Annotated in this window: 18 protein-coding genes; 17 read left to right on the top strand and 1 reads right to left on the bottom strand. The window is 44.2% G+C overall.

Annotation, left to right across the window (positions count from 1 at the left end):
• Nucleotides 1-12: 12 nt before the first annotated feature.
• The 11 genes from EOD41_RS06160 (at nt 13) to EOD41_RS06210 (ending at nt 8,670) form a co-directional block, all read left to right on the top strand.
• Nucleotides 13-1,896, top strand: coding sequence for a cytochrome c oxidase subunit I (locus EOD41_RS06160; protein ID WP_127703922.1), 1,884 nt, complete (start codon nt 13-15; stop codon nt 1,894-1,896).
• 90 nt (nt 1,897-1,986) lie between these two features.
• The gene (locus tag EOD41_RS06165; RefSeq protein ID WP_127703923.1) at nt 1,987-3,045 is read left to right on the top strand and encodes a COX15/CtaA family protein; all 1,059 of its coding nucleotides are present in this window, start codon (nt 1,987-1,989) and stop codon (nt 3,043-3,045) included.
• Nucleotides 3,042-3,899, top strand: a complete 858-nt coding sequence (gene cyoE, locus EOD41_RS06170; protein ID WP_127703924.1) for a heme o synthase — start codon at nt 3,042-3,044, stop codon at nt 3,897-3,899. Before EOD41_RS06165 ends, cyoE begins: the two co-directional genes overlap by 4 nt.
• Nucleotides 3,900-3,903: 4 nt before the next feature.
• On the top strand, nt 3,904-4,485 hold the full coding sequence (locus EOD41_RS06175) for a cytochrome c oxidase subunit 3 (protein ID WP_317133183.1): 582 nt from the start codon (nt 3,904-3,906) through the stop codon (nt 4,483-4,485).
• A 21-nt stretch (nt 4,486-4,506) separates the two neighbouring features.
• Complete coding sequence (locus EOD41_RS06180) at nt 4,507-5,226, top strand: cytochrome c oxidase subunit 3 (RefSeq protein ID WP_127703925.1); 720 nt, start codon at nt 4,507-4,509, stop codon at nt 5,224-5,226.
• A 22-nt stretch (nt 5,227-5,248) separates the two neighbouring features.
• Nucleotides 5,249-5,584: a cytochrome C oxidase subunit IV family protein gene (locus tag EOD41_RS06185; protein ID WP_127703926.1), complete on the top strand. Its 336-nt coding sequence runs from the start codon at nt 5,249-5,251 to the stop codon at nt 5,582-5,584.
• Nucleotides 5,584-6,282: an SCO family protein gene (locus tag EOD41_RS06190; RefSeq protein WP_127703927.1), complete on the top strand. Its 699-nt coding sequence runs from the start codon at nt 5,584-5,586 to the stop codon at nt 6,280-6,282. Before EOD41_RS06185 ends, EOD41_RS06190 begins: the two co-directional genes overlap by 1 nt.
• Before the next feature lie 21 nt (nt 6,283-6,303).
• Nucleotides 6,304-6,876 (top strand): DUF420 domain-containing protein, encoded by a 573-nt coding sequence (locus EOD41_RS06195; protein WP_127703928.1) that lies wholly within the window; start codon nt 6,304-6,306, stop codon nt 6,874-6,876.
• Between the two features lie 14 nt (nt 6,877-6,890).
• Entirely contained in the window at nt 6,891-7,169 is a 279-nt protein-coding gene (locus tag EOD41_RS06200; protein WP_240663211.1) for a hypothetical protein, read from the top strand.
• Nucleotides 7,170-7,193: 24 nt separating this feature from the next.
• A complete protein-coding gene (locus EOD41_RS06205) occupies nt 7,194-7,856 on the top strand; it encodes a DUF2461 domain-containing protein (protein WP_127703929.1) in 663 nt (220 codons plus the stop codon).
• A 7-nt stretch (nt 7,857-7,863) separates the two neighbouring features.
• Complete coding sequence (locus tag EOD41_RS06210) at nt 7,864-8,670, top strand: OmpA/MotB family protein (protein ID WP_127703930.1); 807 nt, start codon at nt 7,864-7,866, stop codon at nt 8,668-8,670.
• 142 nt (nt 8,671-8,812) lie between these two features.
• Here the strand turns inward: EOD41_RS06210 and EOD41_RS06215 are convergent, their stop codons facing one another.
• The gene (locus tag EOD41_RS06215) at nt 8,813-9,232 is read right to left on the bottom strand and encodes a YybH family protein (protein WP_127703931.1); all 420 of its coding nucleotides are present in this window, start codon (nt 9,230-9,232) and stop codon (nt 8,813-8,815) included.
• Nucleotides 9,233-9,298: 66 nt separating this feature from the next.
• Here EOD41_RS06215 and EOD41_RS06220 point away from each other — a divergent pair, with 66 nt between their 5' ends.
• The 6 genes from EOD41_RS06220 to EOD41_RS06245 all read left to right on the top strand — a co-directional run bounded on the left by EOD41_RS06220 (nt 9,299) and on the right by EOD41_RS06245 (nt 15,763).
• The gene (locus tag EOD41_RS06220; protein WP_127703932.1) at nt 9,299-10,186 is read left to right on the top strand and encodes a carbohydrate kinase family protein; all 888 of its coding nucleotides are present in this window, start codon (nt 9,299-9,301) and stop codon (nt 10,184-10,186) included.
• Nucleotides 10,187-10,280: 94 nt separating this feature from the next.
• Nucleotides 10,281-11,378: a vWA domain-containing protein gene (locus EOD41_RS06225; RefSeq protein WP_127703933.1), complete on the top strand. Its 1,098-nt coding sequence runs from the start codon at nt 10,281-10,283 to the stop codon at nt 11,376-11,378.
• A 63-nt stretch (nt 11,379-11,441) separates the two neighbouring features.
• Entirely contained in the window at nt 11,442-12,947 is a 1,506-nt protein-coding gene (locus tag EOD41_RS06230; protein WP_127703934.1) for a sigma 54-interacting transcriptional regulator, read from the top strand.
• Between the two features lie 9 nt (nt 12,948-12,956).
• The gene (locus EOD41_RS06235; RefSeq protein WP_127703935.1) at nt 12,957-14,228 is read left to right on the top strand and encodes a metallophosphoesterase; all 1,272 of its coding nucleotides are present in this window, start codon (nt 12,957-12,959) and stop codon (nt 14,226-14,228) included.
• A gap of 22 nt (nt 14,229-14,250) precedes the next feature.
• Nucleotides 14,251-15,144 carry a UbiA prenyltransferase family protein gene (locus EOD41_RS06240; RefSeq protein ID WP_127703936.1) on the top strand — a complete coding sequence of 298 codons (894 nt, stop codon included), beginning with the start codon at nt 14,251-14,253 and terminating at the stop codon, nt 15,142-15,144.
• Nucleotides 15,134-15,763 (top strand): class I SAM-dependent methyltransferase, encoded by a 630-nt coding sequence (locus EOD41_RS06245; RefSeq protein WP_127703937.1) that lies wholly within the window; start codon nt 15,134-15,136, stop codon nt 15,761-15,763. Before EOD41_RS06240 ends, EOD41_RS06245 begins: the two co-directional genes overlap by 11 nt.
• The last annotated feature ends 112 nt before the right edge of the window (nt 15,764-15,875 follow it).

The raw sequence follows: 15,875 nt of genomic DNA on the forward strand, positions 1-15,875 counted from the left end.
GAATTAGCTATTATGTCAACATTAACAGTTCAGGATCACGGAGTACATCATGACGACCACGGGCATGAGCACCACCATCATGATACTTTCCTGACCAAGTATATATTCAGCCAGGATCATAAGATGATCGCCAAGCAATTCCTGATCACAGGGATTTTGATGGCGGTTATCGCGATGATACTTTCTATCTTATTCCGTATCCAGCTGGCCTATCCTGATAAAGCATTCCCTTTAATGGAAACTTTATTAGGCCGTTTTGCGCCTGAAGGCCGTATGGACCCTAACTTTTACCTGTCGCTGGTTACCATACACGGTACCATCATGGTATTCTTCGTACTAACTGCTGGCTTAAGCGGTACTTTCAGTAACCTGCTTATTCCTTTACAGGTTGGTGCGCGTGATATGGCTTCTCCTTTCATGAACATGCTGTCGTACTGGTTATTCTTCCTGGCCAGCGTGATCATGCTAAGCTCTTTCTTTATTGAAAAAGGCCCTGCTGGTCCGGGTTGGACTATCTATCCGCCGCTTTCGGCCCTGCCAAAAGCGATGCCGGGTTCAGATATGGGTATGACGTTATGGCTTATCAGTATGGTGCTTTTCGTAGCTTCATCACTTATGGGTGGTATCAACTACGTAAGTACCGTATTAAATATGCGTACTAAAGGTATGGACCTTTGGAAAATGCCGCTTACTGTATGGGCTTTCTTCCTTACTGCTATAGTGGGTATCCTTGCATTCCCTGTGCTTGTTGCGGGTGTTGTATTGTTGATATTCGACCGTAGCTTTGGTACCAGCTTCTATCTTTCAGACATCGTTATGGGTGGTGTGCCGCAATCAATGGAAGGCGGTAGCCCTATATTGTTCCAGCACTTGTTCTGGTTCCTGGGTCACCCCGAGGTATATATCGTTATTATGCCGGCGCTGGGTATCTCATCAGAGATCATCGCCACCAACTCGCGTAAACCTATCTTCGGTTACCATGCGATGGTGTACTCACTTATCGGTATTACTGTGTTGTCATTCATCGTATGGGGACACCATATGTTTGTTACCGGTATGAACCCGTTCCTGGGTGGTGTGTTCATGATCACTACGCTGATCATCGCGGTACCATCGGCAGTAAAAACATTTAACTATCTGGCTACGCTGTGGCGCGGTAATATCAGGTTTACACCTGCTATGCTGTTCGCTATCGGCCTGGTATCATTCTTTATCTCTGGTGGTTTAACAGGTATCTACCTGGGTAACGCCGCGCTGGACATTAACCTGCACGATACCTATTTCGTAGTTGCCCACTTCCATCTTGTAATGGGTTCGGCAGCTATATTTGGTATGCTTGCGGGCGTTTACCACTGGTTCCCTAAAATGTTTGGCCGTATGATGGACGAGCGCCTGGGCTACCTGCACTTCTGGCTTACATTTGCCGGTGCTTACCTGGTATTCTTCCCAATGCACTTTATGGGTCTGGACGGTGTACCACGCCGTTACTACGCCTTTACCGAGTTTGAGTCGTTCTCACGCTGGTTGTCAGTTAATACATTTATCACCTGGGCGGCTATCGTATCAGCGTTAGCGCAGGTTGCCTTCCTGTTCAACTTCTTTTACTCGATCTTCTTCGGTAAAAAAGCTACCCAAAATCCATGGAACTCAAACACCCTGGAATGGACAGCGCCTGTTGAGCATATTCACGGTAACTGGCCGGGCGAAATACCAACAGTTTACCGTTGGCCGTATGATTACAGCAAGCCTGGTCATGATGCCGACTTTATACCGCAAACTGTGCCTTTCTCAGAAACCATGAGCTCAAACCTGCCGCATGATTTTGAAGACAATCCGGTAGGGTTGGAAGAGCACAACAAATGGGTAAGTACACAACGATCTGAAGAAGTAAAGTAATTATATAAACACTTTCTTATCTGAAGTTTTTAGGGTATCTGTACCGGAGTCAATCCCTGGCAGGTACCCTAAATTTTTAGGACATATTACATGAGTAAAACAGCAAAAAACAGATTTCAACAGATAAACCTTATCACTGTTATTCTGCTTTTTGTATTGATACTTGCAGGAGGCGTAGTACGCAGCACAGGCTCGGGTATGGGTTGCCCCGACTGGCCGAAGTGTTTCGGCCAATACATACCGCCAACGCATATATCGCAATTGCCGAAAGATTATAAAGAGCAGTACGTTGAAAAGCGCAGGCAAAAGAACATCAGGTTTGCCAAAACGCTTGATATGTTCGGCTATGCCGATATGGCCCGCCGCATACGTGAAGACCGCTCGATACTAACACCCGAAGACTTCAACGCCGCCAAAACATGGACGGAATACGTAAACCGTTTAGTAGGCGCCATAACCGGTGTGTTCCTGTTGCTTTGCGCGATATTTTCATTTAAGTTTTGGAACAGCAACAAATGGATATCTGTTTTAAGTATTATCAATGTGCTGCTTGTAGTATATCAAGCCTGGCTTGGTTCAATAGTGGTGTCAACTAACCTGATTGCGTGGATAGTTACCGTACACATGCTGCTGGCCCTGGCTATACTGGCTATCAGTATTGCTACTTACCACATGGCTAAAACCATGGGCAGGCCTAAAACGCAAACTAAAGGCATTGTATATGTAATAGCCATTATCGCGTTAGCCATATCAGTTTACCAGGTGGCAATTGGCACCGAAGTGCGTGAAACCATTGATTCCGTTTCCGACCATTTGATGGGCGGTTACCGCGAAAGCTGGGTTGAACGCGCAGGCGCTATCTTTGAGAATCATCGTAACCTGGCCTTACTGGTTTTAATAGCCAATGTAATGCTGTACGCACTGGTAAGAAAAGGCTTTAGCCGACACTCAACACAACAGCAGGTGATGAGCTTTATATTTTTGATCATCATGCTGCAGATAGTTACCGGTATTGTGCTTTCATACTTTGCGTTGCCGCCATTTGCGCAGGCCGCGCATATTGTGCTGGCAAGCCTTATTTTCGGCGGTCAGTTTTACCTGCTTTTGAATTTATACCGCTCAGTTAATGTACAGGAGGCGCACCGATGAAGTGGAGTGATTTTTCAAAACTGATTAAACTTCGTCTTACCTTTCTGGTAACATTCTCTGCCTCTATATCATTTCTGATAGGCAGCAAGGTGAACGGTACAATTGAGTGGGGCAGCTGGGTTAAGCTTATCATCGGTGGATTTTTAGTTACTTCTGCAGCTAATACATTTAACGAGATCATTGAAAAAGACCTTGATAAACTGATGCGCCGCACCTGCGACCGTCCTATCCCGGCCGGTCACATGACAACAGGACAGGGACTGGTGATAGGTATGGTGATGGCAATATTTGGCACCTATTTGTTAGGAAGCCTTAATCCTACAGCCGGCTTTTTATCAGTATTTTCGATACTATTATATGCATTTTTATATACACCGCTGAAGCGCAAATCGGCTGTGGCGGTATTTGTAGGGGCCATACCCGGCGCTTTGCCACCGCTTATTGGTTATGTGGCGGCTCATCCAAAAATCGATGAGATTGCACTTATCCTGTTCGGGATACAGTTTGTGTGGCAATTTCCGCACTTTTGGGCCATTGCCTGGGTGCTTGACGACGACTACAAATTGGCTGGTTTCAGGCTGCTGCCATCGGGTAAAAGAGATATGGTAAGCGCTACTTTCGCCTTTGCGTCTACACTTATTTTGTTGCCGGTAAGTTTATTGCCAACTTATTATGGTTATGGCGGTTATTATGTAGGTGGGGTATCACTGATATTAAGTTTAATTTTTATGTACCAGGGATTTATGCTGATGATAAAGCGCGATATAAAGTCGGCAAAGAGCCTGATGTATGGCTCGTTTTTATACCTGCCCGTGGTACAGTTAATGTTTTTGTTTGATTTTTTAGGAAAGTAATAAGATGATGGCTCAGATACAGCAAGAAAAAGACCGGCTCGACCTGGCGCCCAAAAAGTTCAATATGTGGATATTTATATTCACATCATTTATGTTCTTCGCGGCTTTAACCAGCGCCTTTATAGTGTACAGCGGTGGTAAAGGGCATGGCCTTAGTATAAACCTGCCCGGTGTGTTTTTATACAGCACTGCAACCATATTGGTAAGCAGTATTACCATGTTTTTGGCATCCCGTGCGGCTAAAAGGCTGCAGTTTGGCAAGCAACGGTTATTTTTATGGTCAACCATAGCTTTAGGTGTGGCGTTTTTCGCGCTGCAGATATATGGCTGGAGTTTGCTGGTGAATATGGGTGTTTATTTTAGCAACCCTAACGCGTCGCAGTCATTTGTATATGTATTTACAGGTATGCACCTGCTGCACATTATTGCCGGTTTGTTGTTGCTGGCAAATACATTAGTTGGCAGTTACCGCAATGTACCTCAGGTAAAAAATCTTTATGGTATGGAAATGTCGGGTATATTTTGGCATTTTATCGATATTATATGGATTTATCTCTATGTTTTTTTAATTTTGAACCAGAAATAATAATTCTACAATTCTCGTACAATGAGTGCAACAGTATCACAAATTGATGAAGTAAAAACAACGCCGTGGGCCGGCGGCCGCTCACCTTTCGCAGTTGAGTATGGTAAAATGATGATGTGGTTCTTCCTGCTATCGGATGCTTTCACCTTTTCATCATTACTTATTGCTTACGGCGCACTGCGCTTCAGCTCAACCAGCTGGCCATCTGCCGAACTGGTTTTCCAATCGGTACCGGGTTTGCTTGATAACGGCGCTCCTCTTGTATTTGTGGGTATAATGACCTTTATACTTATTTTAAGTTCGGTAACTATGGTGTTGGCTGTTGAGGCTGGTCACCGTAACGCCCGCAAGGAAGTTGCCGGCTGGATGGTAGCAACCATCATAGGTGGTTTTATGTTCCTGGGCTGCCAGGCGCTTGAGTGGACGCACCTACATCACGAAGGTTTCTGGTGGGGCAGCATTCCGCACATGGAAGAGCTTAAGCACTTATTCAAAGGCGGTGATGAAGCAACTTTTGGCGTATATGCCCAGCAGTTTGCCAACCTGTTCTTTACCATCACGGGTTTCCACGGATTCCACGTATTCAGCGGTGTTATCATCAACATCATCATCCTGATAAACGTTTTGGCCGGTACATATCAAAAACGCGGCAGCTACCTTATGGTTGAAAAAGTAGGTCTTTACTGGCACTTTGTAGACCTTGTATGGGTATTCGTGTTTACCTTCTTCTATTTAGTTTAACAATATTTAAATCGATATAAATATGTCATCAGAACATACCGAAGCACATGGTGAACATGCTTCAATGACCAAGGGTAAGATTGTAAAGGTATTCGTTATACTGTTGCTTATAACAGTTGTAGAGTTTATTATAGCGCTTTGGGCTGTACCGCACGCCGGTTTACCGGTTAACTATGCTAACCCAATCTACATTTTCCTTACGTTGTTAAAGGCCTATTATATAGTAGCCTTTTTTATGCACCTTAAGTTTGAAAAATTAGGTCTTATTTATTCACTTGTAGTTCCTGTTTTATTCATCATAGGCCTTATACTGGCGCTTACTAATGAGAGCCACCACTGGCTTGATCTGAGATTTTAATGCGTAATTCCGGCACTGGAAAAAAAATATTAATCCTGGTATGCATACTTGCCGTACCGGGATTTTTATATTATTTACTAAACGTTGGCGGAAAAAACCGCTACAAAAGCCTGCAGTACTTCGGGCCTAAACACCTCTCGGGCACCTATCATACCCACCATGGCGAAAAGATACCCGATACCACTTATCATAAGCTGCCCGATTTTACACTGTATAATCAGCATGGTGAAAAAATAACGCCGGCAACCTTCGACAAAAAGATATTTGTGACATCCTTTTTTTATACCGGTTGCCCTGATGTTTGCAACAAGATAAACGAAGGAATGAAAACACTTGCCGACAGGTATGTTAACAATAAAATGGTGCACTTTATGAGCATAACCGTTAACCCTGGTGGCGATGATACATCAGCACTGAAAAAATATGCGGCCAAATACGGGTTTCCGGCTGATAAGTGGCAGTTTGTAACCGGAGATACAGCCATGGTGTATAACCTGATACGTAAAGGTTTTTTGGTAAATGCGCTTAAGGTGAATGATAAAGAGTTTGTATTTAGCGATAAGCTGGTGCTGATAGATGCCGAAAAACACATTCGCGGGTATTATCAAGCCACATCGCCTACGGCTGTTAATAAGCTTACCGATGAAATAAAAGTGCAGATAACCGAAGAACTGCGTAAAATAAAAGCTCCTAATTAATTTATTCTGATCCGATTTAACATGAGTGATAAGTTCATATTCCGTTTTGTAGCAGCCGTATCTGTTTTTGTGTTGCTGGTGGTGGTTATACTTAACCGTAAAATTATTCCTGCACCTGCAGAAATGCCATCGTTCACCTATTTTCTGCCAAAGCTTAACGCCATATTTAACGGTACTTGTAGTGTATTGCTGCTGATATCGCTTTATTTTATAAAACAACGCAACGTTACCGCGCATAAATGCACAAACATCATAGCGTTTTGCTTGTCATCGCTTTTCTTGGTATCGTATATTTTGTTCCACTACCTTGCGCCCGAAACCACCTATGGCGACATTGATGGCGATCACATGCTGTCTGATCAAGAGCGGGCTGCAGTAGGGAGCATGCGCGCTGTTTATTTAACAATATTAATAACACACATTATACTTGCGGCAGGTGTGTTGCCGTTAATATTATTGAGTTTTTACCGCGGCTTGCAAATGCAGGTTGAAAAGCACCGTAAATTGGTGCGCTGGACATTCCCGATATGGCTGTATGTAACTATAACAGGCGTAGTTGTGTACCTGATGATATCGCCGTATTATCAAAATTAACTAACTTTGCTTTTATGATGAAAGCCTTTAAAATACTACTGCTTACCGTTTTTTTAGGCTCGATGCTGTTTGCAGCAAGCCCGGCTGCTGCGCAATGCGCTGCCTGTGCCGCCTCAGTTGAAACTAATGCCAAAAATGGTAACCACGAAACCGCCGGATTAAACAACGGCATTATGTACCTGCTGGCTATGCCATACCTGGCAGTTGCCATAGTGGGCTTCATCTGGTATAAAAAGTACCGTCGTAAAAACGTTGAGCTGAACATGCGCAACGAAAAACTGCACTTGAACTGATAGCCGCCTACGGCTTTCATGCCTATGATAACAAAAGAAACCCTTCAGTTTTTAAAAGACATTAAGGAAAACAATAACCGCGACTGGTTTATGGCCAATAAGCAGCGGCACGACGACGCGCGCGCCAATGTTATTGATTTTGCCGCTGAAGTAGTTAAACTGCTTAGCAAGGTTGATCCTAAAGTAAAAGAAGATACCGATGTGCGTAAGTGCGTACTCAGGATTTACCGCGACATTCGGTTCAGTCCGGATAAAACGCCTTACAAACGCAATTTCGGCATAAGCGTGCTGCAAAATCCCGGCGGTGGCCGCGGCCCTGAATATTATATACAGATAGAGCCCGGAAAATCATTTGTAGCCGGTGGCTATTGGATGCCCGAATCGGCACACGTAAAGGCCATAAGGCAGGAAATTGACTACAATGCCGATGAGCTGAAACAGATTATTGATGCGCCGGAATTTGTAAAGTTGTTTGGCAATTTCAGGGATCAGGACAAGCTAAAAACCCTTCCGCGCGATTACAGCGCCGATAACGAGAATATAGATCTGCTGAAATTAAAAAGCTATATTGCCGTTCACCAGTTAAAGGATGATGAACTACTTAAAAAGGACAGTGCCGCAAAGGTTGCCGAAATTTGCAGCAAGATATATCCGCTTAACGTATTTTTAAACAACGCCCTATCCTGATTTTACTATGAAGATAAAACACTTGTTTTTTGCATTTTTTATAGCGATGATAGCGCAATCGTGCGTTATCCTGTCGCCTAAAAAACATAAAGCTATGCTGGCGCAAATTGATTCGCTCAGTACACGTTCGGCTAATCTTGAAGATGAGCTGGCTCGCCTGCAAAAAGATACTGCACGTCTGTATCGCGAACTTGCCGAACTGCAGGGTAATTACAACACACTTAACAATAACTATAATGCCAGCTCAACAAAAGTTAGCCAGCTGTCAACCGACTTGCAGAAACGTGAAGCGCGACTGAAAGAGGTAGAAGAGATATTGCGCAAGCGCGATGAAGCCACCAACGCCCTGAAAGATAAATTACAAAAAGCGCTACTGGGTTTTCAGCAAAGCGGACTTTCGGTTGATATCCGTAACGGTAAAGTGTATGTATCACTTACTGATAAGTTGTTATTCCCTTCGGGAAGTATTGTAATTGATGAAAAAGGCAAGCAGGCGCTTAAGCAGCTGGCTGCCGTACTTAATAAAGAACCGGATATCAATCTTTCGGTTGAAGGCCATACCGATAACAAAAGGGTGGTGAATCTTGGCCAGATAAAAGACAACTGGGATTTGAGTGTGCTTCGTGCTACATCAGTAACACGTTATTTAACAGAAGTTGAAAATATTTCTCCCGAGCGTGTAACAGCAACCGGTAAAGGGCAGTACCAGCCTATAGACCCCGGCACAACAGCCGAGGCGCTGTCGAGAAACCGGCGAATAGAAATTGTGCTCACACCTAAGCTCGATGAGTTGTACAACCTGATAACTAAATAAAAGAAACCCCGCTGAAACCAGCGGGGTTTCTTTTTAGGTGTTGACAGTGTTGCATGTGTTGACAGTGTTGCAGGTGTTGCATGTGTTGATGGGTGTTGCAGGTGTTGATTTGTATATACACTGTTGACGTCAACACCTGCGGCTAACTGCTGTGGTCGGCAGCGATTTTCCATTGGCCGTCAATTTTACGGAACCAAAGTGTAAAGTAACCGCCGGGTTTGTCGGTGTCGCGTTGCAGCTGCCATCCGCCTAAAACAAAGGCATTGTTGTTGCCAAGTAGTTCAACCTTAATAATATTAAAGCTAAGGATACCCATAGCTGCTTTGTCGGGATAGCCCTTTTTATAATTATTAAGTGTGTTTTGCCAGCCGTAGGTTGGACCGCGTTTACCCACAAACAGCAGCGAGTCCGATTTCCAGTAGTATTGCATATAGCCCTCAATATCACCGTTGTTCCAGGCGGTGCGTTGCTTGTTAAGCACATCCTTAATAGCTTCAACATCCTGCGCCAGGGCAATATTGCACAAAGTGAACAGTAGCGCTGTAAGTAATATTTTCCTCATAATCTAAATTTAATATTATTATTCAAAAGTAACCGCTTAGCTTTGGCAGTTGTAATCCGATACTGCATGAAAAAATATGTGCTGTGCTTTGGTGAGGTGTTATGGGATACCTTTGCCGATGGAAAAAAAGCCGGTGGCGCTCCAATGAATGTTGCCCGTCATCTGGTTCAGCAAAAGATCGACGTTTCATTCGTAAGCCGCATTGGAAATGACGATTCGGGCAAAAAGCTGAATGACTTCCTGAAAAAAAGTGGACTGCACGGCAAGCACATTCAACACGACGAGCAATTGCCTACCTGTGAGGTAACCGTCCAGCTCGATGAGACTAATCAGGCTACTTATATTATTCCAAAGCCTGTATCATGGGACAATATTAAACTGGAGAACGGCCTTAAAAAGCATGCGCGCAAGGCTGCCGCTATTGTTTTCGGCAGCCTGATATGCCGCAGCAAAGTATCATGTGATACACTGCGTGCCCTGCTTGATGTCTCATCAGGATTAAAAGTGTTCGACGTTAACCTGCGCGCCCCGCATTACGATAAGGATACCATAGAAACACTTGTGGCCAAAGCCAACGTGGTAAAAATGAACGAGGAGGAAGCCACACTGCTTATCGGCGGCAAGCCTGATAAACTGAAAGAAAACATCATAGAATTTCAGCGGAAATACCATACCAAAACCATATGTGTTACCCGTGGAGACAAGGGCGCCATTGTTTGGCAGGACAAAAAGTTCTACGAGCATCCCGGCTTCAAGGTAGCCGTTGAGGATACCGTAGGCGCCGGAGACGCTTTCCTGGCTACCATGGTAAAAGGCTTGTTAAGGGAAAAACCTATGAACGAGGTGCTTGAACGTGCATGTGCCGTCGGTGCTTTTGTAACCAGCCGCCGTGGCGCTAACCCTGAGTATGATAAGGAAAGCATTAGGGCTATCCGGAGAGAAGTGGCTGTATAATCACAATTTTGTCACACGCATTCAACAAAAGGGTATTAGCTAAACTTTTACAAAAAATTATGCGTTAATTTATGTTCAAGGGAAAGGATAGTTAATGCGCGGTTACGGTTTTTCAAAATTTAATCAACCAAATATTCCAAAGGGCGGCTTTGACGAGTTGCTTAAGTTGTTTCTTGAATTGCTGAACTATACGGCCGGCGATGCTGGGGAAGCTTTGGCCTGGATGAACGAGCTCGATAAGCAATATAACATTACCAATGACGAGTATGGCATGGGTGATTTTATTGACGACCTGAAGCAACGCGGCTACCTCGGTGAAGACAACCAGACAGGCCAGTTTAACATCACCGCTAAAACAGAGCAGAGTATCCGTCAGTCGGCATTGGAAGAGATATTTGGTAAGCTAAAAAAATCTGGTAAGGGCAACCACCGTTCGCCGCAATCTGGTCAGGGAGATGAAAAGAATGCTGAACGCCGTGAGTTTGAGTTTGGCGATAGTCTTGACCAGATCGACATGACGCAATCCATCCACAATGCACAGGTGAACCATGGTATAGGTGATTTCATGATGACTGAGCGAGACCTGGAAGTAGAGGAGATGGACTTCAAGACGCTCACTTCTACGGTGCTGATGATTGATATTTCACATTCGATGATTCTGTATGGCGAAGACAGAATAACGCCTGCCAAAAAAGTTGCTATGGCATTGGCCGAACTTATCCGCACCAAGTATCCTAAAGATACTCTTGATATCGTAGTATTTGGCAACGACGCATGGCCTATCACGCTGAAGGACCTGGCTTATTTGCAAGTTGGTCCGTATCATACCAATACCTACGCAGGTTTGCAGCTGGCAACAGATATTTTGCGCCGTCGTAAAACGCATAACAAACAGATATTTATGATAACCGACGGCAAGCCAACTTGCCTGAAGGAAGGAACAAAATACTATAAGAACAGCATCGGCCTCGACCGTAAAGTGGTTAACAAAACGCTGAACATGGCCGCACAGTGTAAAAGGTTAAAAATACCTATCACTACATTTATGATAGCGAAAGACCCATACCTGCAGCAGTTTGTACGCAAGTTTACCGAAACCAACGGAGGTAAGGCGTTCTACAGCTCGCTTAACGGCCTGGGTGAATACATTTTTGAGGATTACATCCGCAACAGGCGCAAAACGGTGAGGTAAACATATGATATGTGAGAATGATATTTTGCCGTTCTTATATTAATGACTAATGACCATCGACTAATGACTAAAACAGACATAAAAACACTTGGCGAGCTAAAAAAATCGGGCTATGTAAGCCGTTCGGTTAAGGATGAGCTTCGTACCAATTTAATAAAACAGCTGCAAAACAGCGAGGCAGGATTTGAGGGTATCATCGGGTTTGAGGATACGGTTATTCCCGACTTGCAAACGGCTATACTTTCAAGACATAACATCCTACTGCTTGGTTTACGCGGTCAGGCAAAAACACGTATCGCGCGTTTGTTGGTAAATCTGCTTGATGAGTATGTGCCATATATTGAAGGATCGGAGTTGTTTGACGATCCACTGGCGCCTATATCATGGTTCGGGCATAATATCGTTACCGAAAAAGGCGACGACACACCGATTGCCTGGTTGCACCGTGATGAACGTTACACCGAAAAGCTGGCCACACCCGATGTTACCGTCGCCGACCTGATTGGCGATGTTGATCCTATAAAGGCAGCCACCATGAAACTTACCTACTCAGACGAGCGGGTGATTCACTTCGGCCTGATACCTCGTGCACACCGCGGTATTTTTGTAATAAACGAGTTACCCGATTTGCAGGCACGTATCCAGGTTTCGCTATTCAACATCCTGCAGGAAAAAGATATACAAATACGCGGCTTTAAGTTGCGTTTGCCGTTGGATATACAGTTTGTATTTACAGCCAACCCCGAGGATTATACCAACCGCGGATCAATTGTAACGCCGCTGAAAGACCGTATTGAAAGCCAGATATTAACGCACTACCCGCGCTCGGTTGAAATCTCACGTAAAATAACCCAACAGGAAGCACTGCTTACGCCCGAACAAAAGCATGCTGTTGAAGCCGACGGTTTGGTGAAAGACCTGGTTGAGCAGATAGCTTTTGAAGCGCGTAATTCTGAATACATCGATAAAAAATCGGGTGTATCAGCAAGGCTTACTATTTCAGCATATGAAAACCTGATCAGCAATGCCGAGCGCCGCATGATCATTAATGGCGAAAGCAACACCTTTGTACGCATAACCGATTTTTTAGGCGTGATACCTGCTATAACAGGCAAAATAGAGTTGGTGTATGAAGGCGAATTGGAAGGTCCGGCAAAGGTGGCTAACATTCTGATAGGAAAAGCTATTAAAGCGTTAATGCTGCAATATTTCCCTGATCCTGAAAAGGCGAAAAAATCAAAAGCGCCAAATCCATATAACGAGATCATTAATTGGTTCGGTTCCGGTAATAGCCTGTCGTTGGTTGACGACCTGCCATTAGCGGAATATAAAAAAGCGCTTAATGAGGTGCCCGGATTGAAGGCATTGGTTAAACAGTTCCATCCTCGCCTGAGCGAAAATCAGCAACTGCTGCTGATGGAGTTCATTCTTCACGGTTTGGCTGAGTTTTCTCAATTAAACAAAGGCTTCCTGGATAACGGTTTTGCTTTTTCGGATATGTTCAATAGCCTGTTCAACCTTGAGCCCGATGACGACGACGATCTGGACCTTGATGATGACCGATACTAATAACCGCTGATGTTAGGAAATACGTTCACGGTTATTATTATAAGTATTGTTCTGTTACTGGCTGATACTTATGTTATCAGCGGCATACGTGGCGCTTTCCCAAAATGGAAATTTATACAGCAGAAAAGCTTTGCAAATCTTGTTTACGCGTTATCAGCAGCATTGATTATTGGGTTGGTATTAAGTGTATATGTCAAGCTTAATGTGGGTGTCAGGGCGGCAATTTTGCTGCTGTTCTTCCTGCAGTTTATTGTTAAGGTAACTTTTATACTGTTTGTTTTTGCTGATGATATCAGGCGGTTTGTAAAATCGATCTTTAAAAAGAAAGAAAAACAAAAACCTGTTGAATCGAACAAACCTGAATTGCCGGCTATTCCGCGTTCGGAATTTTTAATGAAAGCCGGTTTGCTTGCCGGGGCGGTACCTTTGGCTGCTATGGGTTACAGCGCTTTGTCAAGTGTGTACGATTACCGTGTGCTGCGCCGCAGACTGTATCTTCCTAATCTACCCAAAAAATTTGATGGTATGCTGCTGGGACAGATATCTGATATACACTCAGGCAGCTTCTACAACAAAAAAGCTGTACTCGGCGGAGTAGAAACACTGCTTAAAGAAAAGCCCGACCTGATATTTTTTACCGGCGACTTGGTGAACGACATGACCAGCGAAATGCGCGATTACCAGGATATCTTCAGTAAAGTTAAAGCACCTTTGGGGGTTTACTCTACATTAGGGAATCATGATTATGGCGATTATGCCTGGTGGCCTGATGCCGCGGCCAAAAAGAAAAATCTTGACGATTTAATAGCTACCCATAAAAACATGGGCTGGGACCTGCTTATGAACACTCACCGCAGGCTGAAGGTTGATGGCGAAGAGATTGGCATATTGGGTATTGAGAACTGGGGAGAATTAAGCCGTTTCCCAAAATATGGCCGCATGGATTTGGCCGTAAAAGATACCGACGACCTGCCTGTAAAGCTACTTCTTTCGCATGATCCATCCCATTGGCGTGCCGAGGTGCTGAAAAAATATCCGCAGATTGATATGATGTTTTCGGGCCACACACATGGCATGCAGTTTGGCGTACAAACCGAAAGCTTCCAGTGGAGCCCTATAAAGTACGTGTACAAGGAGTGGGCAGGCTTTTACAATGAAGGCAACCAACAACTTTATGTAAATGTTGGCTACGGCTTTATTGGTTATACCGGGCGTATTGGTATTTTGCCCGAGATAACGATATTTGAATTAAAAGCCGGCAACCGTCCTGTCGAATCATAACTGCGGCCCGGCTTCTATGCCAATGAAAAAACTGCTAAGGCCTGTATTAAATTTTCTGTTGTTTAGTAACGTGTTTATGGCACTTTGTGCTGTAGCGCAGGCTTTGGTTACCTTTCATTTAATAGATGGACAGCCGGTGTTTGCCGTACTGGCTCTACTGTTTACTTCAACATTAGGCATATATAATTTCTGTATTCTTATAAGTCCGCCTAAAAAGCCAGATGAGTCGCCATACCTGCGTGTGCGCTGGTTTTTTGCGCATTATCGGTTAATGGTTACGTTTACTATTATTTGCATACTCTCGCTGATACCCCTGTTCTTCATGGTGTCTATGCAGTCGAAAATGCTGCTGGTTTTTATGGGGATTGTCTCGGTTTGCTATGGTTTGCCGTTGTTTACGCTGGGTAATCAAAAGTTCGGCCTGCGGAATATTCCCGGCTTAAAAGCATTTTTGATAACGTTAGTGTGGGTGTTAAGCTGTGTGCTATTGCCCGTGCTTGAGGCGCAGGACAAGCATTTTACCGATATAAGCATGCGTGATACGTTTATTTTACTGGCAAAGCGCGCCTTGTTTATCGCGGCCTTAACAGTGCCTTTTGATATCCGCGATTTGTTTCACGATCGTCGGGCGGGGCTGAAAACCGTGGCTGTAGTGTGGGGCGAAAGGAAGGCATATCTTTTTTGCCAGGTGTTGCTTGCGGGGTACATAATCCTGCTGTTTATGTTCAGAAATGAAGGCTTTAGTCCTGACTTTTTTGCGCTCACTTTTACAGCCTTTTTAACCGGCTGGCTGATATTTGAGTCGACCTGGGAAAAGAACGAGTATTATTATTTCTTTTACCTCGACGGCGTGTTGATACTGCAATACCTATTTTTGGTGTTATTTGGCGCTGCAACACAATACTATGCCGGCTAATTACAATAAAACGGCCTGGTTTTATGATGCGCTTTCGTGGGTGGTTTTTGGTAACACCTTACAGCGGGCTCAGGTCAACTTTTTACCATACATTCCCGCAAATGCGCAGGTGTTGATAGTAGGAGGTGGGACAGGTAAGATATTGGAGGCCCTCACTACAGTGCATCCCGACGGTTTGCATATTTGCTACGCTGAAATAGCGGCCAATATGATTTCGATATCGCGGAAAAGGAATACAGGCAGCAATACAGTTGAATTTCTAAACCTCGCTGTCGAAGATATTAACATGCCCGGCGGGTTTGATGTGCTGATAACCGGTTTTGTGCTTGATAATTATACGCAGCAGCAGCTTCCGCAATTAGTAGCACATCTTAAAAACCAATTAAAGCCCGGCGGCTTATGGCTCAATACCGATTTTCAGCTCACGGGAAAATGGTGGCAAAAGCTGCTGATGAAAACCATGTACCGTTTCTTTAAGCTGTTTGCCGATATAAAACCAGCGGCTTTGCCGGATATTGAAGGTGGGATACGTTCAGAGGGATTTAATATGAAAGCGCAACAATCTTTTTATGGTGATTTTATTGGCGCGCAGGTTTGGGAAAAGGTAAGCGCTAAATAGTTATAGTCATGCTGAACTTGTTTCAGCATCTCACTTGCAAAATAAGCTTGTCTTGAGAAATCCCGAAACAAGTTTGGGAATGATGGAGGATGTATGCCTGCGATGGTAAAAG

It is taken from the genome of Mucilaginibacter limnophilus, assembly GCF_004005815.1.
Lineage (GTDB): Bacteria > Bacteroidota > Bacteroidia > Sphingobacteriales > Sphingobacteriaceae > Mucilaginibacter > Mucilaginibacter limnophilus.

Coding starts and splice junctions, on each gene's coding strand:
- EOD41_RS06180 (WP_127703925.1), top strand. CDS start 4,507: ATGAGTGCAACAGTATCACAAATTGATGAAGTAAAAACAACGCCGTGG.
- EOD41_RS06245 (WP_127703937.1), top strand. CDS start 15,134: ATGCCGGCTAATTACAATAAAACGGCCTGGTTTTATGATGCGCTTTCG.
- EOD41_RS06230 (WP_127703934.1), top strand. CDS start 11,442: ATGACTAAAACAGACATAAAAACACTTGGCGAGCTAAAAAAATCGGGC.
- EOD41_RS06165 (WP_127703923.1), top strand. CDS start 1,987: ATGAGTAAAACAGCAAAAAACAGATTTCAACAGATAAACCTTATCACT.
- EOD41_RS06200 (WP_240663211.1), top strand. CDS start 6,891: ATGATGAAAGCCTTTAAAATACTACTGCTTACCGTTTTTTTAGGCTCG.
- EOD41_RS06175 (WP_317133183.1), top strand. CDS start 3,904: ATGATGGCTCAGATACAGCAAGAAAAAGACCGGCTCGACCTGGCGCCC.
- cyoE (WP_127703924.1), top strand. CDS start 3,042: ATGAAGTGGAGTGATTTTTCAAAACTGATTAAACTTCGTCTTACCTTT.
- EOD41_RS06215 (WP_127703931.1), bottom strand. CDS start 9,232: ATGAGGAAAATATTACTTACAGCGCTACTGTTCACTTTGTGCAATATT.
- EOD41_RS06160 (WP_127703922.1), top strand. CDS start 13: ATGTCAACATTAACAGTTCAGGATCACGGAGTACATCATGACGACCAC.
- EOD41_RS06240 (WP_127703936.1), top strand. CDS start 14,251: ATGAAAAAACTGCTAAGGCCTGTATTAAATTTTCTGTTGTTTAGTAAC.
- EOD41_RS06205 (WP_127703929.1), top strand. CDS start 7,194: ATGATAACAAAAGAAACCCTTCAGTTTTTAAAAGACATTAAGGAAAAC.
- EOD41_RS06210 (WP_127703930.1), top strand. CDS start 7,864: ATGAAGATAAAACACTTGTTTTTTGCATTTTTTATAGCGATGATAGCG.
- EOD41_RS06220 (WP_127703932.1), top strand. CDS start 9,299: ATGAAAAAATATGTGCTGTGCTTTGGTGAGGTGTTATGGGATACCTTT.
- EOD41_RS06235 (WP_127703935.1), top strand. CDS start 12,957: ATGTTAGGAAATACGTTCACGGTTATTATTATAAGTATTGTTCTGTTA.
- EOD41_RS06195 (WP_127703928.1), top strand. CDS start 6,304: ATGAGTGATAAGTTCATATTCCGTTTTGTAGCAGCCGTATCTGTTTTT.
- EOD41_RS06225 (WP_127703933.1), top strand. CDS start 10,281: ATGCGCGGTTACGGTTTTTCAAAATTTAATCAACCAAATATTCCAAAG.
- EOD41_RS06190 (WP_127703927.1), top strand. CDS start 5,584: ATGCGTAATTCCGGCACTGGAAAAAAAATATTAATCCTGGTATGCATA.
- EOD41_RS06185 (WP_127703926.1), top strand. CDS start 5,249: ATGTCATCAGAACATACCGAAGCACATGGTGAACATGCTTCAATGACC.